Origin of the sequence: Nonomuraea sp. NPDC050227 (assembly GCF_044459705.1) — a bacterium.
Lineage (GTDB): Bacteria > Actinomycetota > Actinomycetes > Streptosporangiales > Streptosporangiaceae > Nonomuraea.
Window position 1 is genome coordinate 137,206 of record NZ_JBITJF010000007.1, and the last position, 16,156, is coordinate 153,361.

Below are 16,156 nucleotides of genomic sequence, written 5' to 3' on the forward strand. Positions count from 1 at the left end.
CCCTCCAGGACGTCTGCTCGGTTCCAAAACCTACTCCAGTTGCGTTTGCGGCTTCGCCTGTGCCAAACTAAAGCTACAACAGTTGCGATTGGAGTTCCATCCTGATCAACGTCCGAAGGCTCGGCAAGTCGTACGGCGACCGCGTCGTGCTCGCCGATGTGTCCCTGTCCGTGGGCCCCGGCGAGCGCCTGGCCGTCGTCGGCGAGAACGGCTCAGGCAAGTCCACCCTGCTCCGGCTGCTGGCCGGCGTCGAACAGCCCGACGACGGCGAGATCACCATCACCGGCGTCACGGGAGTCACCGGCGATGTCGGCCATCTCGGCCAGACGCTCGGCCTGCCGCCCGGTCACACCGTCCAGCAGGCGGTCGACCACGCGCTCGCCGGTCTGCGGGCCATGGAGCGGAGGCTGCGCGAGCTGGAGTCGGCGCTCACCGACGACGTCATGGACGAGTACGGCGAGCTGCTGACCGCCTACGAGGCCCGCGGCGGCTACACGGCCGACGCGCGCATCGACAAGGCCCTCCACGGCCTCGGCCTGGCGCACGTCGCCCGTGACCGGGTGCTGTCGAGCCTGTCGGGCGGCGAGCGCGCCCGGCTGGGCCTGGCCTGCGTGCTGGCCGCCGACCCCGCCACGCTGCTGCTCGACGAGCCGACCAACCACCTCGACGAGCCGGCGCTGACCTGGCTCGAAGAGCGGCTGCGCGGTCACCGGGGGCCCGTGGTCGTGGTCTCCCACGACCGGGTCTTCCTCGACCGGGTGGCCACCGCCGTCCTGGAGGTCGAGGAGGGGGCCGTCACCCGGTTCGGCGGCGGCTACAGCGGCTACCTGGCGGCCAAGGCGGCGGCGCGGGCGCGGTGGGAGCAGGCGTACGCGGCCTGGTGCGAGGAGGTCCGGCAGGTGCGCGAACACGCCGCCACCACCGCCCACCGCGTGGCGGCCGGGCGGGCCATGAGGGACAACAACAAAATGGCCTACGACCGCAACGCGGGCCGCGTCCAGAGCTCGGTGGCCACCCGCGTGCGCAACGCCCACGAGCGGCTGCGCCGCCTGGAGGACGACCCGGTCCCCCGCCCGCCGGCCCCGCTCCGCTTCCGGGCCGCCTTCCGCGCTCCCGCCCCAGCGGGCAACGCTCCGGTGAGCGACGGTCCGGCGGGCAACGGTCCGGCGGGCAACGGTCCGGTGAGCAAGGGTCCGGCCGCGGCCGCGCCCCTGGTGGAGCTGCGTGACGTGCACGTCGGTGACCGGCTCCACGTCGGGTCGCTGACCGTCCGGCCGGGCGAGCGGGTGCTGGTGAGCGGGCCCAACGGGGCGGGCAAGTCCACGTTGCTGCGAGTCCTGGCCGAGCGCGCCGGGTGCCGGGCCGGCCACCTCCCCCAGGACGACGACCTCGACCCCGGCCTGGCCGTGCTCGCCGCGTTCGGGCACGACGGCTACGCCGACGAGCGGCGCGCGGCCCTGCTGGACACCGGCCTCCTCCCCGCGCACGCCCTCGACCGGCGGGTGGGCGAGCTCTCGGTCGGCCAGCGGCGCCGGCTGTCGCTGGCCAGGCTGCTCATCAGGGAGCACGACCTGCTGCTGCTCGACGAACCGACCAACCATCTGTCGCCCGTCCTGGCCGACGAGCTCGACCACGCGCTCGCCGCCTACCCGGGGGCGGTGGTCATGGTCACGCACGACCGGGCGCTGAGGCGCCGTTTCACGGGCACCGAGATCCGACTGACAGGGGGACACATATGTTGACCATGATTTCCGCGGGCTCGCCCTACGGCGTGGCCACCGCCGCCGACGGCGCGCTCTGGTTCACGCTCGTCCACCAGGGCTGTGTCGGCAGGCTGGTGCCGGGCCACGAGCCGGTGATCCATCAGCTCGACCCGGCCGACGGGCAGCCCGGCGTGATCGTGCCCGGCCACGACGGCGCGATGTGGTTCACCGAGGGCAAGGGCGGCCGGGTCTGCCGGATCACCGGCGACGGCCAGGTCACCGCATACCCGGCCGACTCGCCGTACGGGATCGTCGCCGGGCCCGACGGGGCGATGTGGTTCACCCAGATGGGCAGCGGGCGCATCGGGCGCATCGGCGCCGACGGCGAGCGCTCCGACTTCGACGTGCCGGTGGAGGGCGGCATGCCCGCCTTCATCACGGTGGGCGGCGACGACGCGCTCTGGTTCTCGATCAACCAGGGCCACGCCGTCGGCCGGATCTCGCTGTCCGGGGAGGTCACCGTGCATGCGCTGCCCACCGAGGGCGCCGCCCCCGTGGGTATCACGCTCGGGCCCGACGGGGCCGTGTGGTTCGTGGAGATCGGCGCGGGGCAGGTCGGCCGGATCGATCCGGCCGGGAAGATCACCGAGTTCCCGCTGCCCGATCGGGCCTGCCGTCCGCACGCCATCGTGGCCGGTCCCGACGGCGCGCTCTGGTTCACCGAGTGGGCCGCCGGGCGTCTCGGCCGCATCACGGTCGACGGCGCGATCGAGGAGCACCCGCTGCCCACGGTGCCGGTGCCGCCGTCCGCGACCGCCGGGCAGGGCGAGCCGGGCGCCGCCGGCAGCGGCGAGCCGCACGGGCTGACGGTCGGTGCCGACGGAGCGATCTGGGTAGCCCTGGAAGCCGGCGCCCTGGCCCGCATCCTGCCCCCCTCCCCCACCCCCGACCAGTGACGGTTGCGCCCGACCGGTGAGCCGCGGGGGGCGTGGCCCAGACGACCGTGGCGGGTGCTGACAATCCTCCGGATCCCCTTGGCGGCGCGCTGGGGCTGGGGTGGCGGTGGGGGGCTGGGGCGGAGTTGACTGGGGGGATGCATGCCATCATCGTCTCCGCCCAGGGCGGTCCAGAGGTTCTCGAATACGTCGAGCGTCCCGATCCGGCGCCGGGTGACGGGGAGGTCGTGGTCGACGTCGCGGCCAGCGGGGTCAACTTCATCGACATCTACCACCGTTCCGGCGCCTACCCGCTCCCGGTGCCGACCCCGATCGGGTCCGAGGGGGCCGGCGTGGTCTCGGCCGTCGGGCCGGGGGTCGACGGGCCGGCCGTCGGCGACACCGTGGCCTGGGCCGGCGTGCTGGGCAGCTACGCGGAGAAGGCCGTGGTGCCGGCCGACCGGCTGGTGCCGGTGCCCGACGGCGTGTCCGCCGAGCTGGCCGCGGCGGCGATGCTCCAGGGCATGACGGCCCACTACCTCACCCACTCGACGTACGACGTCAAGGAGGGCGACCAGGTGCTGGTGCACGCCGGCGCCGGCGGCATGGGCCAGCTGCTGATCCAGGTCGCCAAGCTGCGCGGCGCCAAGGTCTACAGCACGGTCTCCACGCCGGAGAAGGAGAAGCTGGCCCGCGCGGCCGGGGCCGACGAGGTGCTGGGCTACGACGAGTTCGCCGACGCGTTGCGCGGCCGGATCCACGTCGTCTACGACGGCGTCGGCAGGACGACGTTCGACGGCGGCCTGGAGGCGCTGCGCCCGCGCGGGCTCATGGCCCTCTACGGCGCGGCCAGCGGCCCGGTCCCGCCGCTCGATCCGCAGGTGCTCAACCGCGCCGGCTCGCTCTTCCTGACCAGGCCCACACTCGTCCATTACGTCGCCGAGCGCGAGGAGCTGCTCTGGCGGGCCGCCGACCTGTTCGGCTGGATCGCCTCGGGGCAGCTCAGGATCAACGTGTCCGAGCGCTACCCGCTGGCCGAGGCACGACGGGCCCACGAGGACCTGGCCGCCCGGCGTACGACCGGAAAGTTGCTGTTGATTCCCTAGCGCTACGCTCGCCCCTTGTGGACATCAATGCGGCAGTCTGGTCGTTCGCTGCCGTCGTCGCGCTCCTGACGATCACGCCGGGGCTCGACACGGCTCTCACCCTGCGCACGTCGCTGCTCACCGGCAGGCGGGCGGCCTGGGGGGTGGTGCTGGGCATCCAGCTCGGCACGCTGGTCTGGGGCGTGCTCACCGCGGCGGGGCTGTCGGCGCTGCTGGCGGCCTCGCGGTTCGCCTACGACGTCCTGCGCTGGGCGGGGGCGGCGTACCTGGTGTGGATGGGGGTGCGCATGCTCCTCGCCAAGGCGCGGGCGGGCGAGGAGGAGGACGGGCAGCGGGCGTTCGGGTTCGGCAAGGGGTTCCGGCGCGGCCTGCTCACGAACCTGCTCAACCCCAAGGTGGGGGCGTTCTACGTGGCGATGTTGCCGCACTTCATCCCGGCCGGCGCGCCGCACGCGGCGATGGGGCTGCTGCTGGCCGGGGTGCACGTGGCCGAGGGGCTGGCGTGGAGCGCGGTGCTGATCGGGTTCGCCTCGCTGATGAGCGACGTCCTGCGGTCGGCCCGCGTACGGCGGATCCTCGACCGGGTGACCGGCGTGGTCATCGTCGGGTTCGGGCTCCGGCTCGCCCTTCACGACTGATCCCACGGCCAGTCCAGCAGCCGCGCGCCCAGGACCGCGGTCTCCAGGGTGAAGCGCTGGGTGGGGTCGTCGGGCGAGAAGCCGGTCAGCCGGCGGATGCGTTCCAGCCGGTACGTCACCGCCCGCGGACTGATCCGCAGCCTGCGGGCGGCCGCCGCCTGGTTGCCGTGCGCGGCGAAGACCGCCTCCAGCGTCTCGACCAGCGGCTCGTGCCCGCCCCTGGCGTGCAGCAGCGGGCTCAGCACGCTGGTCACCAGGTCCTCGATCGCGCCGCGGTCGCGCAGCAGCACGGGGAAGACCAGCAGGTCGGCGGCCTTGACCACGTCGAGCGTGAGCCGCAGCGCGTCGGCCAGCTCCAGCGCCCCGGCCGCCTCCCTGAAGGAGGTCACGACGCCGCCCGGCCCGCGGTGCGGCCGTCCGACGCCGACCCGCCATCCGGCCGGGAAGCGGGCGCGTACGTGATGGGTGAACTCCCCCACGGCGGCGGGCAGCGTGGCGGGCACGACGCACACCAGCAGCCCTTCGCGCACCGCCACCAGCACGTTGTGCGAGCCGAACCGGGCGATCAGGTCGCGCTCGATGCGGTCCTGGTCCCCGTCGCGCAGCCCGCGGGCGGCGGCCACCACGTACGACTCGGCCAGCCGGAGGCCGAAGTGCTCGGCCCGCTCGGCCAGCCGCTCGGCCCGTCCCTGGAGCAGGTCGTCCACGAACTCCCTGCGGGCCGTCTCCTCGCCTCTGAGGGCGGCGAGCTGGGCCAGCTCGTACCCCTCCATGAGCGCCGAGACGGCCCTGCGCAGCGCGGGCAGCACGTCCGGCAGCCCCTCGGCGGCGGCGAGCGCGCCGTCGACCAGCGTCCGCAGCGGGACGCCCTGCTCGGCGGCGCGCGTGCCGTCGGCGCGGCAGGCGTCGAGCGCCGCCCGCGAGGGCGGACGCCCGGCGGCCGCCCCGGCCAGCACCTGGCGATGCCCGCCGAGCAGGTCGGCGGGCATCCTGGAGAGCACCATCACACTCCTACGTCACGCCTGTCGAAGGACAGGATCGCGGTGAGCGCGAGCACTGCCGTCGCTCCCGCCAGCACAAGGTAGTCCCCGACCGGCAGGCCCTCATAGAGCGGCCGGCCCTCGGCGTAGTAGTGGAACGGCGAGAGCCACTTCAGCCAGGCGATGGCCGCCACGCCGCGGCCGAGCGTGACGACGATGTACCCGGCCGCCACCCACACGCCGACGACGGACGAGGCGATCATCCTGCGGCCGGTCACCGCGCCCACGGTCAGGGCCACGGTGCCGAAGAACAGCGCGAGCAGCAGCACCCCGACGTGCGCGGCCAGGACGCGGTCGAACGGCACCCCGAGCTCCGCGGCGTCCCCGGCCGCCCACGCCACGGCCAGCGTCACGGCGAACACCGCCAGCAGCGCCAGCGCCAGCGCGCAGAACCGCTGGAGCACCAGCCGCTTGCGGTCCACCGGCAGCGTGACGACGAGCTCCAGCGTCCCGGCCTCCTCCGGCTGGGCGATCGCCCGGTTGGCCAGCATGGTGGCGAGCACGACGAACAACATCGGGACGAAGAGCTGGTAGACGACCGTCTGCAGGAAGTTGACGCCGAGCGCCAGGTCGGGCATGCCGCCCATGAGGTCCCTGAGCGGGCCGGGGTACTTGGCCAGGGCCTGCTGGTTGAACGTTCTCGGGTCCTGGCTGACGCTGCGGAAGATGCTGATGTAGAGGGCCATGAACGCGCTGATGCCGACGGTCCACCAGATCAGGGCCCGGCGGTGGTCACGCAGACTCTTGGCGATCATGGTGCCGGTCCTCCTCGCTGTAGTAGGTCAGGAAGATCTCTTCCAGGTCGGGCTCGGCGCTGACCAGGTGGACGACGGTGAACCGGGCGGCGGCCTTGACCAGGGCGTCCGGGCGGCCGTCGATCGTGCACCGGACGCTGGCGCCCTCCACCCGCAGGTCGCGCACCCCCGGCAGGCCCTCGAACGCCGACGCCGGCACCGGGGCGTCGAAGTGCAGCTCCATCCGGCGGACGGCCTTCTCGCGCAGCGCGGCCACGTTCTCCACGGTCACCAGGCGGCCCGCGCGGACGATGCCGACCCGGTCGGAGACGCTCTCCACCTCGGCCAGCACGTGCGAGGACATGAGCACGGTCCGGCCGGCCGCCCGCACCTCCCGGACCATGGCCAGGAACTCCTGCTGGACGAGCGGGTCCAGCCCGCTGGTCGGCTCGTCGAGGATGAGGAACTCCGGCTCGTGCATGAACGCCTGGATCAGCCCGACCTTCTGCCTGTTGCCCTTGGAGAGCTTGCGCATCGGCACCGACAGGTCGGCGTCGAACCGTTCGGCCAGCTCCTCGATGCGGCTGCCCGGCACCCCGCCGCGCACGCGGCCGAGGAAGCCGAGGTAGTCGCGGGCCCGGTCGCGGCCTTCGAGCGCCAGCTCGCCGGGCAGGTAGCCGATGCGGGCGCGGGTGGCGGCGGCGCGCGGGTCGTGGCCGAACACGCGGACCGTGCCGCGGGTGGGCCTGATCACGTCGAGCAGCAACCTGATCGTGGTGGTCTTGCCGGCGCCGTTGGGCCCGAGGTAGCCGAAGATCTCGCCGGGCCGGATCTCCAGCGTGAGGTCTTCGAGGCCGCGCCGCCCGCCGTAGTACTTGGTCAGCCCTTCGGCCTGTACCACTGCTGTCATGCCGGAATCGTCCCGCCGGGGCGGCGGTGGGGTCACTGGCCGAAGTCGGCAGCGTCCCGGCCGGTTCCCTTCCGGGACACGGCAACAAGAATGGGCAGGGTGAAGAGCGTGGAGACGGCGTTCGTGCTCGGTGGCGGTGGCGTGCTGGGGGCTCACGAGGTGGGCATGCTCCAGGCGCTCGACGACTTCGGCATCCGGCCCGACGTGGTCGTCGGCACGTCGGTGGGCGCGCTCAACGGCGCGCTCATCGCCGCCGACCCCGCGCGGGCGGTCGACCGGCTGACCTCGTTGTGGCGGTCCGACGTCGTGCGCACGGCGTTCGCCGGGTCGTGGGTGACGCGGCTGTCCACGCTGGCCAGGACCGGCACCCACCTGCATCCCAACGGTCCCCTCCGGGAGGTGCTGGCCGGGACGGTGCGCACGGAGCTGATCGAGGAGCTGGCGGTGCCGTTCCAGTGCGTGGCGGCCTCGGTGGAGCGGGCCGCGGCCCACTGGTTCGCCAGCGGGCCGCTGGTGGAGGCGGTGCTGGCGTCGTGCGCGGTGCCGGGGCTGCTGCCGCCTGTGAAGATCGGCGGGGAGCACTTCTTCGACGGCGGGCTGGTGCACAGCATCCCCGTCGGGCGGGCCGTGCAGCTCGGGGCCAGGCGGGTCTACGTGCTGCACGTCGGCCGGATCGAGCGCCCGCTGACCGCGCCCCGGCGGTTCTGGGAGGTGGGGATGGTGGCGTTCGAGATCGCGCGGCGCTACCGGTTCGCCGAGGAGATGGCCTCGTTGCCGCCGGGGGTGGAGGTGCACGTGCTGCCCGCCGGGGTCGCCGCGCCGCTGTCCACCCTGCGCTACCGCGACCTGTCCCAGATCTCCACCTACATCGAGCGGGCGTACCAGGCTTCTTCGCACTATCTGCGGACAAGAGGAGGATGAAGGTAGGGCCTCAGGGCAGGCAGACCTCAGGGAGGCGCCGTTGATCCCACCGCGTATCGTCCGCCGGATCGTGCTGGCTCCGCTCGTCATCGTGGTCACCGTGGTGGTGCTGGTGACGTTGCCGCTGTGGCTGCTGGTCACGTTCGGGGCGTCCTTGCGGCTGCCGCCGCCGCAGCGCAGGGGGTTGCGGTTCGTCTGGTTCGGCGCGGCCTGGCTGACGCTGGAGTCGGCGGTGCTCATCGCGTGCCTCGGGCTGTGGCTGTCGGGGGCGTTCGGGCGGGCCCGGCGCCAGGAGCGGCACTACGCGCTGATCCGCTGGTTCCTGGCCAAGGTGTACGCGGCGGCGGTGCGGATCTTCCGGCTGACCGTGGACGTCGAGGAGCCCGCGCCGACCGCGCAGGAGCGCGCCGCCCGGCTGAGCCGCCCGGTCGTGGTGCTCTCCCGGCACGCCGGGCCGGGCGACTCCTTTCTGCTGATCTATCACCTGCTGGCGGTGTACGGGCGGCACCCGCGGATCGTCATGAAGGCCGCACTCCAGTACGACCCGTCGCTCGACGTCGTGGTCAACCGCCTGCCGAACGCCTTCGTGCCGCGGCGGTCCGGACGCGAGCGGGTGATCGAGGAGATCCGGCGGCTGTCGGCGACCATGGACGACCGCGACGCCCTGGTGATCTTCCCCGAGGGCGGCAACTTCACTCCGCGCCGGCGGCGGCTGGCGATCCGCCGGCTGGAGGACAAGGGGCTGGCCGAGGAGGCGGAGCGGGCACGCGGCATGACCCACCTGCTGCCGCCCCGGCCGAACGGGGCCATCGCCGCGATCACCGCCTGCCCGGAGGCCGACGTGGTCTTCGTCGCGCACACCGGCCTGGACGACCTCGTCACCATCGGCGACGTGTGGCGCAGGCTGCCGTACGCGGCGCGGATCACGGCCAGGTGGTGGCGGGTGCCGGCGGCCGAGGTGCCCAGGGACGACCGGGAGAGCCAGGTCCGCTGGCTGTACTCCCACTGGGAGGAGATCGACGCCTGGATCACCGCCCAGGGCGAGCGTTCCCGGCGGGATCAGGCCGAGGGGGCGCCTGGCGGCAGGTAGGGCACGGGGGCCGGGCCGTCGCGCAGCAGGCCGAGCAGGGCGTCGGTGTCCAGGTGCTGCTCGACGAGGTCGCCCAGGGCGTCCAGGCGGGCCTCGCGCAGGCGGCCGAAGTCGGTGTCCGGGGCGGGGACGAAGGCGCGCCCGGCCCGTTCGGCCACGTCGGCCAGGAAGGCCCGGCGGAAGGCGTCGTTCTCCAGGGCGCCGTGCCAGGTGGTGCCCCAAACGTCGCCGGCGCGGCAGCCGTCCAGGAAGGGCTCGCCGCCCTCGACGGTCGCCCGCCCGTGGTGGATCTCGTACGCGCTGACCGGCTGCCCGTAGGCCTGCCCGACCGGCCGGGCGAGCCGCTTGTCCGGTGCGAACTCGACGCGCACCGGCAGCAGTCCGAGCCCGTCCACCAGGCCCGCCCGCGACTCGACCTCGTCCACGATCTCCCGGCCGAGCATCTGGAACCCGCCGCAGATCCCGAGGACGGGCCCGCGCCGGGCGAGCAGGGCGTCGGCCAGGCCGGTGCGCCGCAGCCAGGCCAGGTCCTCGACCGTGGCCCGCGAGCCCGGCAGCACCACCAGGTCGGCGTCGTCCAGCTCGACCGGGTCGGTCACGAAGCGCACCAGCACGCCGGGCTCGGCGGCCAGGGCGTCCAGGTCGGTGAAGTTGGAGATCCGGGGCAGCCGGACGACCGCCACGCGCAACGTCTGCCTGCCCAGCGGCCGGCCGGTCGCGACCCGGCGGTTGTCCAGCGCGAGGGAGTCCTCGACGTCCAGCCAGAGGCCGTCGAGCCAGGGCAGCACGCCGTACACCGATCGGCCGGTGAGCTTCCTGATCATGTCGAGGCCGGGTTCGAGCAGCTCGCGGGCGCCCCGGAACTTGTTCACCACGAACCCTGAGACGAGGGCCTGGTCGGCCGCGTCCAGGAGCGCGACCGTGCCGTGGAAGGCGGCGAACACGCCGCCCCTGTCGATGTCGCCGACCACGACGACGGGCAGCCCGGCGGCCCTGGCCAGGCCCATGTTCGCGATGTCGCCGCGGCGCAGGTTGATCTCCGCGGGGCTGCCGGCGCCCTCGCAGATCACCACGTCGTACTGGGCGCGCAGCCGGTCCAGGGAGGCCAGGGCGGTGGTCCGCAGGAGGTCCTTGAGCGCGCCGTACTCCATGGCGTCCACGTCCGCGACGGGCTCGCCCAGGAGCACGACCTGGCTGCGGCGGTCGCTGCCCGGTTTGAGCAGGACGGGGTTCATGTCGGCGACCGGTTCCAGCCCGGCGGCCTGGGCCTGCATGGCCTGGGCGCGGCCGATCTCGGCGCCGCCGGCGGTGACGTAGGAGTTGAGCGACATGTTCTGGGCCTTGAAGGGCGCCACGCGCACGCCCTGGCGGGCCAGCCAGCGGCAGATCCCGGCGGTGACCACGCTCTTGCCCGCGTCGGAGGTGGTGCCGGCGACCAGCATCGCGCCCGTGACCTGCCCAGGATTCATGCGATCACCGTACATGAGCCCCAAACTGCGAAATTTCCCAGAAATCGCCCATTTACGAATCGTGTGACTTCTGCCACTCTGGCTAGAACGTTCGCCTAGAACAGCATTCTAGATTTTCCTACGGGAAGGGTGGGCATGGTCAGGACGTTGGGTTCGCCGCGTGCCGGCGTCATCGACGCGCGGACCAGGGCGCCGTTCGGCTGGGCGCCGCTGGTCGTGCTCTTCATCGTCGGGCTCGTGGACCGCATGGAGTACAACCTGCTGTCGGGGGTGCTGCCGCTCGTCCAGAAGGAGTGGGGCTTCAGCGACACCGCCGCGGGCTCGATCCCGACCGCCGCGGCGCTGGCCGCCGCGATCGTCTCCCTGCCCGCGGGCTTCCTGGCCGACCGGTTCAGCCGGACGCGGATCATCGCGGTGGTCGTGCTGCTGTGGGCCGTCGCCACGCTCGGCTCGGGCCTGGCCACCGGCTTCGTGATGTTCTACCTGATGCGGGTGCTGCTGGCGGCGGCCGAGAACATCGACAACCCGGCGGCCGGCAGCCTGCTCGCCGACTACTACCCGCCGGTCAGCCGGGCCAAGGCGTACGGGCTGACCCGCGTCACGACCTACCTCGGCGGCATCGGCACGCTGCTGGGCGGCGTGCTGGCCGAGGTGTTCTCCTGGCGCACCGCGTTCCTGGTGATGGTGGTGCCCGGCGTGCTCACGGCGGTGCTCGTGTGGTTCCTGCGCGAGCCGGGCCGCGGCGACCTGGACCGGATGGTCGCCGGAGCCCCCGCGGAAACCGCAGGATCGCCTGAGAGCACCGCGTCGCCCAAGGCGCCTTTCTGGCAGCAGTTCGGGCAGGTCATCCGCATCCCGACGCTGCTGTTCGTCTGCGTCGGGCTGGGCCTGCTGACCCTCGGCCTGGCCGGGATCTTCTACTGGCTGCCCACGCTCATGGTCCGCGAGTACGGCGTCGGCGTCGGCGCCGCCGGCTCGCTGAGCGGCCTGATCACCATCGCCGGGACGCTGGCCGGCACGCTGGTCGGCTCCTGGCTGGGCCGCAGGTGGCACGGCACCCGCAAGGGCGGCAGGCTGCTGGCCGGCGGCGGCGGCATCACGGCGGGCGCGGCCGTCCTGGCCGGCGCGCTGGCCATGGACTCGATCGGCCCGATGACCGCGCTGGTCCTGCTCGCCTGCTCGCTCATGTCGATCGCGATCCCGAACATGACGGCCTGCCTGGCCGACGTCGTCCCGGCCGCCGCGCGCGGTCTCGGCTTCGCCGTCCTGCAGCTGCTCATCACGGCGGCCGGGGCGTTCGGCTCGCTCGTCGTCGGCATCGCCTCCGACCGGTTCGGCTCGCTGATCGGCGGCATGTACCTGCTGGTCGTCCCCATGATCGTGGGCGGCCTCCTGACGCTCGGCGCCCGCGCCTCCTTCGAGCGCGACGCCGGCCGGGTCATGGACGCCGCCCGCGCCGGCTAGGACGGCAGGCAGACGGTCAGCGCGCCCGGGGCCACCTTCGCCTTGATCTTGGTGGTGGCCTCGCGGTCGCCGCCGTCCAGCTCGTACGTCATCGGCGAGCCGAACCGGGCCGACACCTTGCGCGCCCGGGTGATGCGCACGAACGGCGAGTCCTCCGACCGTCCGGCGGCCATCTTGCCCATCACCCGGGCCCACTGGATCGGCCCCTTGGCCGTGGACAGCCCGACCTCCAGCCAGCCGTCGTCGGGCCGGGCGTCGTCGAACGCCTCGACCCCGCCGGCGATCGTGCCCACGTTGCCGAGCAGCAGGCAGCTCGCCTCCCCCTCGAACCAGGTGGACCCGTCGACCTTGACCGTCATCGGCACCAGGGGCCCGCCGACGTGCCGGACGGCGGCCTTGACGTAGCTCAGCTTGCCGAACTTCCGCTTGGCCTTGCCGTCGGCCTCGGCGATCATCTCGGCCTCGAACCCGGCCCCGGCCATGACCGCGAAGTGCTCGCCGTTGAGCACCCCGAGGTCCAGCTCGGCACGGCGGCCCTCGAAGCCGATCCGTACGGACTCCTCCAGGTCGGTGGGGATGCCCAGGTTGCCGGCGAACAGGTTGGCCGTCCCGGCGGGCAGGATCGCCATCGGCACGCCGGAGCCGGCCATGGCGTCGGCGCAGCGTTGCACCATGCCGTCACCGCCCCAGACGAACACCAGCTCCGCGCCCGCCTTGAGCGCCTTGCGCACCTTCTTGGGCGCCTTCTTGCTCTTGGGCACCTCGTGCCAGATCAGCTCGCCGACGTCCCGCTCGGTGAGCAGCACGCGCAGCCGGTCCAGGCCGGCCCCGAGGATCTTCTTCTGATGTGCGACAACCGCGATAGTGGGGGACACTCCTCCCGCACTACCCGGGCTTTGCCGGGTTATTAATGGCTTTTGTGCGGGTAGCGGTGGCCGAATGCGCATCCAGGACTGGTTCCTCACCGAGGAGGAACGCGACAACCGGGCGACCGGCCTCGACGCGTGGTCCAGCGGCAACTACGTACGGCCGCTGATCCACGGCGCCACGTACTTCGCCGAGCTGAAGAGCTGTCTGGAAGCGCTGCGCAAGGACGACCTGCTGCTGTTCGCCGACTGGCGGGGCGACCCCGACGAGCGGCTGACCGACGACGGCCCCACGGTGAGCGCCGCCCTCGGGGCAGCGGCCGAGCGCGGCGCCGTCGTCAGGGGCCTCATCTGGCGCTCCCACCTGGACCGCCTGCGGTTCAGCGCGGCCGAGAACCGCCACCTGGGCGAGAAGATCGAGAACGCGCACGGGCAGGCGCTGCTGGACACCCGGACCAAGCCGGGCGGCTCGCACCACCAGAAGTTCGTCATCCTCCGCCACGACCGCGACCCCTCGGCGGACGTGGCCTTCGTCGGCGGCATCGACCTGTGCCACAGCCGCCGCGACGACGCCGAACACCTGGGCGACCCGCAGTCCTGCCCGATGCCCGACGTGTACGGCCCCCGCCCGCCCTGGCACGACATCCAGCTCGCCATCCACGGACCGGCGGTCGCCGAGGTGGAGAAGACCTTCTGCGAACGCTGGGAGGACCCGGCCCCCGAGACCAGGGACCCGCTGCGCCGCCTGCGCGACCACTTCAGCAGGCTGGACGACGCTCCCCCGCTGCCCGACCCGGGCCCGCCGCCCCCGCCCGCGGGCACGCACCACGTCCAGCTCCTGCGCACCTACCCCGCCCGGCACAGCGCGTACCCGTTCGCGCCGGACGGCGAGCGCAGCATCGCGCACGCCTACCACAAGGTGCTCGGCAGGGCCCGGTCGCTGGTGTACCTGGAGGACCAGTACCTGTGGTCCACGGATGTGATCGAGCCGTTCGCCCAGGCGCTGGAGCGCGAGCCGGAGCTGCGCATGATCATCGTGGTGCCGCGCCACCCCGACCAGGACGGCTGGCTGGCCGGCCCGGCGAGCCTGATCGGCCGGGTCGAGGCGCTGGACCGGCTGATGCGGGCCGGCGGCGACCGGGTCGCGATCTACGACCTGGAGAACCACCAGGGCACCCCCGTCTACGTGCACGCCAAGGTGTGCGTGGTGGACGACGTGTGGGCGTCGGTCGGGTCGGACAACGTCAACCTGCGCTCGTGGACCTACGACTCGGAGCTGAGCTGCGCCGTCCTGGACGAGCGGGAGGACCCGAGGCCGCCGCACGGCGCCCTGCGGTTCGCCCGCGACCTGCGGCTGGCGCTCATGGCCGAGCACCTGGACGAGGAGTCGGAGTCCGGCCGGGACGAGCTGTGCGATCCGGTCGCCGCGTTCGACGCGTTCGCCGAGTCGGCGGCCCGGCTGGAGGGTTGGCACTCGGCCGGCTGCCGGGGCCCGCGCCCGGCCGGCCGGTTACGCCCGCACCCGGCCCCCACGCTGTCCCGGGTGCGCAGGGCGATGGCCATGCCGCTCTACCGGTTCGCCGTCGACCCCGACGGCCGGCCGCCGGAGCTGCGGAGATCGCGGAGGTTCTGATGAAGACATTCCTGCTCGACAGGCTGGGACCACGGATGACGGTCGCGGCGTTCGCCGTCGCGCTCATCATGATCCCGTTCTCCCTGCTGCTCGTCGTGGCCAAGATGCCGCTCAACCGGCTGGACGCCGGGGTGGCCCATGAACTGCACGAGTACGCGCTCGCCCATCCCGGCGTGACCCGGGTGCTCATCGTCTGGACCGACCTGTTCGGGCCGTGGCCGTGGCGCGTCGCGGTGGCGGCGTTCACCGTCTGGCTGCTGGTGCACGGCAGGCGCCGGCTGGCCCTGTGGGCGATCACGACCGTGACCGCGGGCGGCCTGATCGGGCTCGGCCTGAAGATCCTCGTCGCGCGGGTGCGGCCGCACCTGCCCGACCCCGTCGCGCTGGCGCCCGGCGACTCCTTTCCCTCCGGCCACGCGGTCAACGTGACGCTCGGGGCCGGGGTCGTCACCCTGCTCCTGCTGCCGATGCTGCCCCGGTGGGGGCGCCGGCTCGCCTGGGTGCTGGCCTGTTTCGTGGTGGTCTCGGTGGGCTTCACCAGGATCGCCCTCGGCGTGCACTGGGTGAGCGACGTCGTGGCGGGGGTCGTGCTGGGCGTGGCGGTGATCGCCGCGACCGCGGCGGCGTTCGAGACGTGGCGGCGCGACACGGGCCGACGGCCCACCGCGCCGCTGACCGAAGGTATGGAACCCGAACCGGTGAAGGTGCCCGATGAGCAGAGCTGAGCATGTCCGGTACTACGCGCTGTCGCTGGTGTTACCTCTGGTGCTGATGGGCGCCGTCACGTACGGCATGGGGCTGCTCATCGTCGGCGTCCCCCAGCCCGGCGACGTGGCGGTGAGCAAGGACTTCGCCTCCATCCGCACGTCGCTGTGGAACACGCTCACCGACTACGGCACCAGCCTGTCGGACACGCCCTACGTCGTGGCGTTCACGGCGGTGGCGGTGATCCTGTTCCGGCTGGTCTACAAGCGCTGGCGGGAGTCGATCTTCATGATCGCGGCGGTCTGGGGCCAGTCGCTGGTCTTCCTGGCCACCACCGAGCCCGTCGGCCGCAGCCGTCCGCCGGTGCCCCACCTCGACCCCGCGCCGCCCACCTCCAGCTTCCCCTCGGGGCACGTCAGCGCCGCCGTCGCGTTCTACTGCGGGCTGGCGCTGGTGCTGACGACGCACGTGCGCAACCGGGCGCTGCAGGTGGTGATCTGGACGATCGGGATCGCCGCCCCGCTGATCGTCGCCTTCTCCCGGCTCTACCGCGGCATGCACTTCTTCTCGGACGTGACGTGGGGGCTGCTGCTCGGAGTGTTCTGCGTGGTGGTGGCCGCGCGGTCCGTCCTCTACCGCACCTGGGACAGACGGCCGGCGGCCGCGGAGGGCGACCGCCGGCGTCCCGCCTCCGTGCGGGACTAGCGGCGGTGGTGGGCGGGCCCGCGGCGCGCCCGCCGGCGGCCGGTCGGCCGTCCGGCGGGCCGCCCTGCCTGCCTCCTCCGCCGGCCGAGCAGGTAGGCGGCGGCCATGATCGCCAGCCCCCAGGGGGTACGGGCCAGCCAGCGCGCCACGAAGATCTTCATGAACTTCCTCATGCCCGCCCGCTGCCCGCGCCGGGCCCCGTGATGCGCAGGCCCGGCCCCACCAGGGACCATGCCG

Annotated in this window: 16 protein-coding genes; 10 read left to right on the top strand and 6 right to left on the bottom strand. The window is 73.2% G+C overall.

Annotation, left to right across the window (positions count from 1 at the left end):
* Positions 1–98: 98 nt before the first annotated feature.
* From ACIBK9_RS27190 to ACIBK9_RS27205, 4 genes are all read left to right on the top strand, one after another.
* Positions 99–1,742, top strand: a complete 1,644-nt coding sequence (locus ACIBK9_RS27190; protein ID WP_397162087.1) for an ABC-F family ATP-binding cassette domain-containing protein — start codon at positions 99–101, stop codon at positions 1,740–1,742.
* Complete coding sequence (locus ACIBK9_RS27195; protein WP_397161786.1) at positions 1,736–2,659, top strand: virginiamycin B lyase; 924 nt, start codon at positions 1,736–1,738, stop codon at positions 2,657–2,659. Before ACIBK9_RS27190 ends, ACIBK9_RS27195 begins: the two co-directional genes overlap by 7 nt.
* 137 nt (positions 2,660–2,796) lie before the next feature.
* The gene (locus tag ACIBK9_RS27200) at positions 2,797–3,744 is read left to right on the top strand and encodes a quinone oxidoreductase family protein (RefSeq protein ID WP_397161787.1); all 948 of its coding nucleotides are present in this window, start codon (positions 2,797–2,799) and stop codon (positions 3,742–3,744) included.
* Positions 3,745–3,761: 17 nt separating this feature from the next.
* Positions 3,762–4,382, top strand: coding sequence for a LysE family translocator (locus tag ACIBK9_RS27205; RefSeq protein WP_364336386.1), 621 nt, complete (start codon positions 3,762–3,764; stop codon positions 4,380–4,382).
* Here ACIBK9_RS27205 and ACIBK9_RS27210 read toward each other — a convergent pair.
* The 3 genes from ACIBK9_RS27210 to ACIBK9_RS27220 are packed head-to-tail and all read right to left on the bottom strand — an operon-like array spanning position 4,373 to position 7,066.
* Positions 4,373–5,386, bottom strand: a complete 1,014-nt coding sequence (locus ACIBK9_RS27210; RefSeq protein ID WP_352323507.1) for a helix-turn-helix domain-containing protein — start codon at positions 5,384–5,386, stop codon at positions 4,373–4,375. The genes ACIBK9_RS27205 and ACIBK9_RS27210 overlap by 10 nt on opposite strands.
* On the bottom strand, positions 5,386–6,177 hold the full coding sequence (locus tag ACIBK9_RS27215) for an ABC transporter permease subunit (protein ID WP_364336390.1): 792 nt from the start codon (positions 6,175–6,177) through the stop codon (positions 5,386–5,388). The genes ACIBK9_RS27210 and ACIBK9_RS27215 overlap by 1 nt, the downstream gene beginning before the upstream one ends.
* On the bottom strand, positions 6,155–7,066 hold the full coding sequence (locus ACIBK9_RS27220; protein WP_352360661.1) for an ABC transporter ATP-binding protein: 912 nt from the start codon (positions 7,064–7,066) through the stop codon (positions 6,155–6,157). Before ACIBK9_RS27220 ends, ACIBK9_RS27215 begins: the two co-directional genes overlap by 23 nt.
* Before the next feature lie 90 nt (positions 7,067–7,156).
* Here ACIBK9_RS27220 and ACIBK9_RS27225 point away from each other — a divergent pair, with 90 nt between their 5' ends.
* Together ACIBK9_RS27225 and ACIBK9_RS27230 are read left to right on the top strand one after the other, a co-directional pair.
* Positions 7,157–7,987, top strand: coding sequence for a patatin-like phospholipase family protein (locus ACIBK9_RS27225; RefSeq protein ID WP_397161788.1), 831 nt, complete (start codon positions 7,157–7,159; stop codon positions 7,985–7,987).
* 40 nt (positions 7,988–8,027) lie between these two features.
* Positions 8,028–9,077 (top strand): 1-acyl-sn-glycerol-3-phosphate acyltransferase, encoded by a 1,050-nt coding sequence (locus ACIBK9_RS27230; RefSeq protein ID WP_397161789.1) that lies wholly within the window; start codon positions 8,028–8,030, stop codon positions 9,075–9,077.
* Here the strand turns inward: ACIBK9_RS27230 and ACIBK9_RS27235 are convergent.
* Positions 9,047–10,546 carry a cobyric acid synthase gene (locus ACIBK9_RS27235; protein WP_397161790.1) on the bottom strand — a complete coding sequence of 500 codons (1,500 nt, stop codon included), beginning with the start codon at positions 10,544–10,546 and terminating at the stop codon, positions 9,047–9,049. The genes ACIBK9_RS27230 and ACIBK9_RS27235 overlap by 31 nt on opposite strands.
* A 135-nt stretch (positions 10,547–10,681) precedes the next feature.
* Between ACIBK9_RS27235 and ACIBK9_RS27240 the strand changes: the two genes are divergently transcribed.
* Entirely contained in the window at positions 10,682–12,010 is a 1,329-nt protein-coding gene (locus tag ACIBK9_RS27240) for an MFS transporter (protein WP_397161791.1), read from the top strand.
* Here the strand turns inward: ACIBK9_RS27240 and ACIBK9_RS27245 are convergent.
* The gene (locus ACIBK9_RS27245) at positions 12,007–12,885 is read right to left on the bottom strand and encodes a diacylglycerol kinase family protein (protein ID WP_352323514.1); all 879 of its coding nucleotides are present in this window, start codon (positions 12,883–12,885) and stop codon (positions 12,007–12,009) included. The two genes, ACIBK9_RS27240 and ACIBK9_RS27245, sit on opposite strands and share 4 nt — an antisense overlap.
* Before the next feature lie 64 nt (positions 12,886–12,949).
* Between ACIBK9_RS27245 and ACIBK9_RS27250 the strand changes: the two genes are divergently transcribed.
* The 3 genes from ACIBK9_RS27250 to ACIBK9_RS27260 are packed head-to-tail and all read left to right on the top strand — an operon-like array spanning position 12,950 to position 15,919.
* Positions 12,950–14,509 (top strand): phospholipase D family protein, encoded by a 1,560-nt coding sequence (locus tag ACIBK9_RS27250; protein WP_397161792.1) that lies wholly within the window; start codon positions 12,950–12,952, stop codon positions 14,507–14,509.
* The gene (locus ACIBK9_RS27255; protein ID WP_397161793.1) at positions 14,509–15,234 is read left to right on the top strand and encodes a phosphatase PAP2 family protein; all 726 of its coding nucleotides are present in this window, start codon (positions 14,509–14,511) and stop codon (positions 15,232–15,234) included. Before ACIBK9_RS27250 ends, ACIBK9_RS27255 begins: the two co-directional genes overlap by 1 nt.
* Positions 15,221–15,919, top strand: coding sequence for a phosphatase PAP2 family protein (locus ACIBK9_RS27260; protein ID WP_397161794.1), 699 nt, complete (start codon positions 15,221–15,223; stop codon positions 15,917–15,919). Before ACIBK9_RS27255 ends, ACIBK9_RS27260 begins: the two co-directional genes overlap by 14 nt.
* Here ACIBK9_RS27260 and ACIBK9_RS27265 read toward each other — a convergent pair.
* A complete protein-coding gene (locus ACIBK9_RS27265; protein ID WP_397161795.1) occupies positions 15,916–16,080 on the bottom strand; it encodes a DUF6203 family protein in 165 nt (54 codons plus the stop codon). The two genes, ACIBK9_RS27260 and ACIBK9_RS27265, sit on opposite strands and share 4 nt — an antisense overlap.
* Positions 16,081–16,156: the final 76 nt, after the last annotated feature.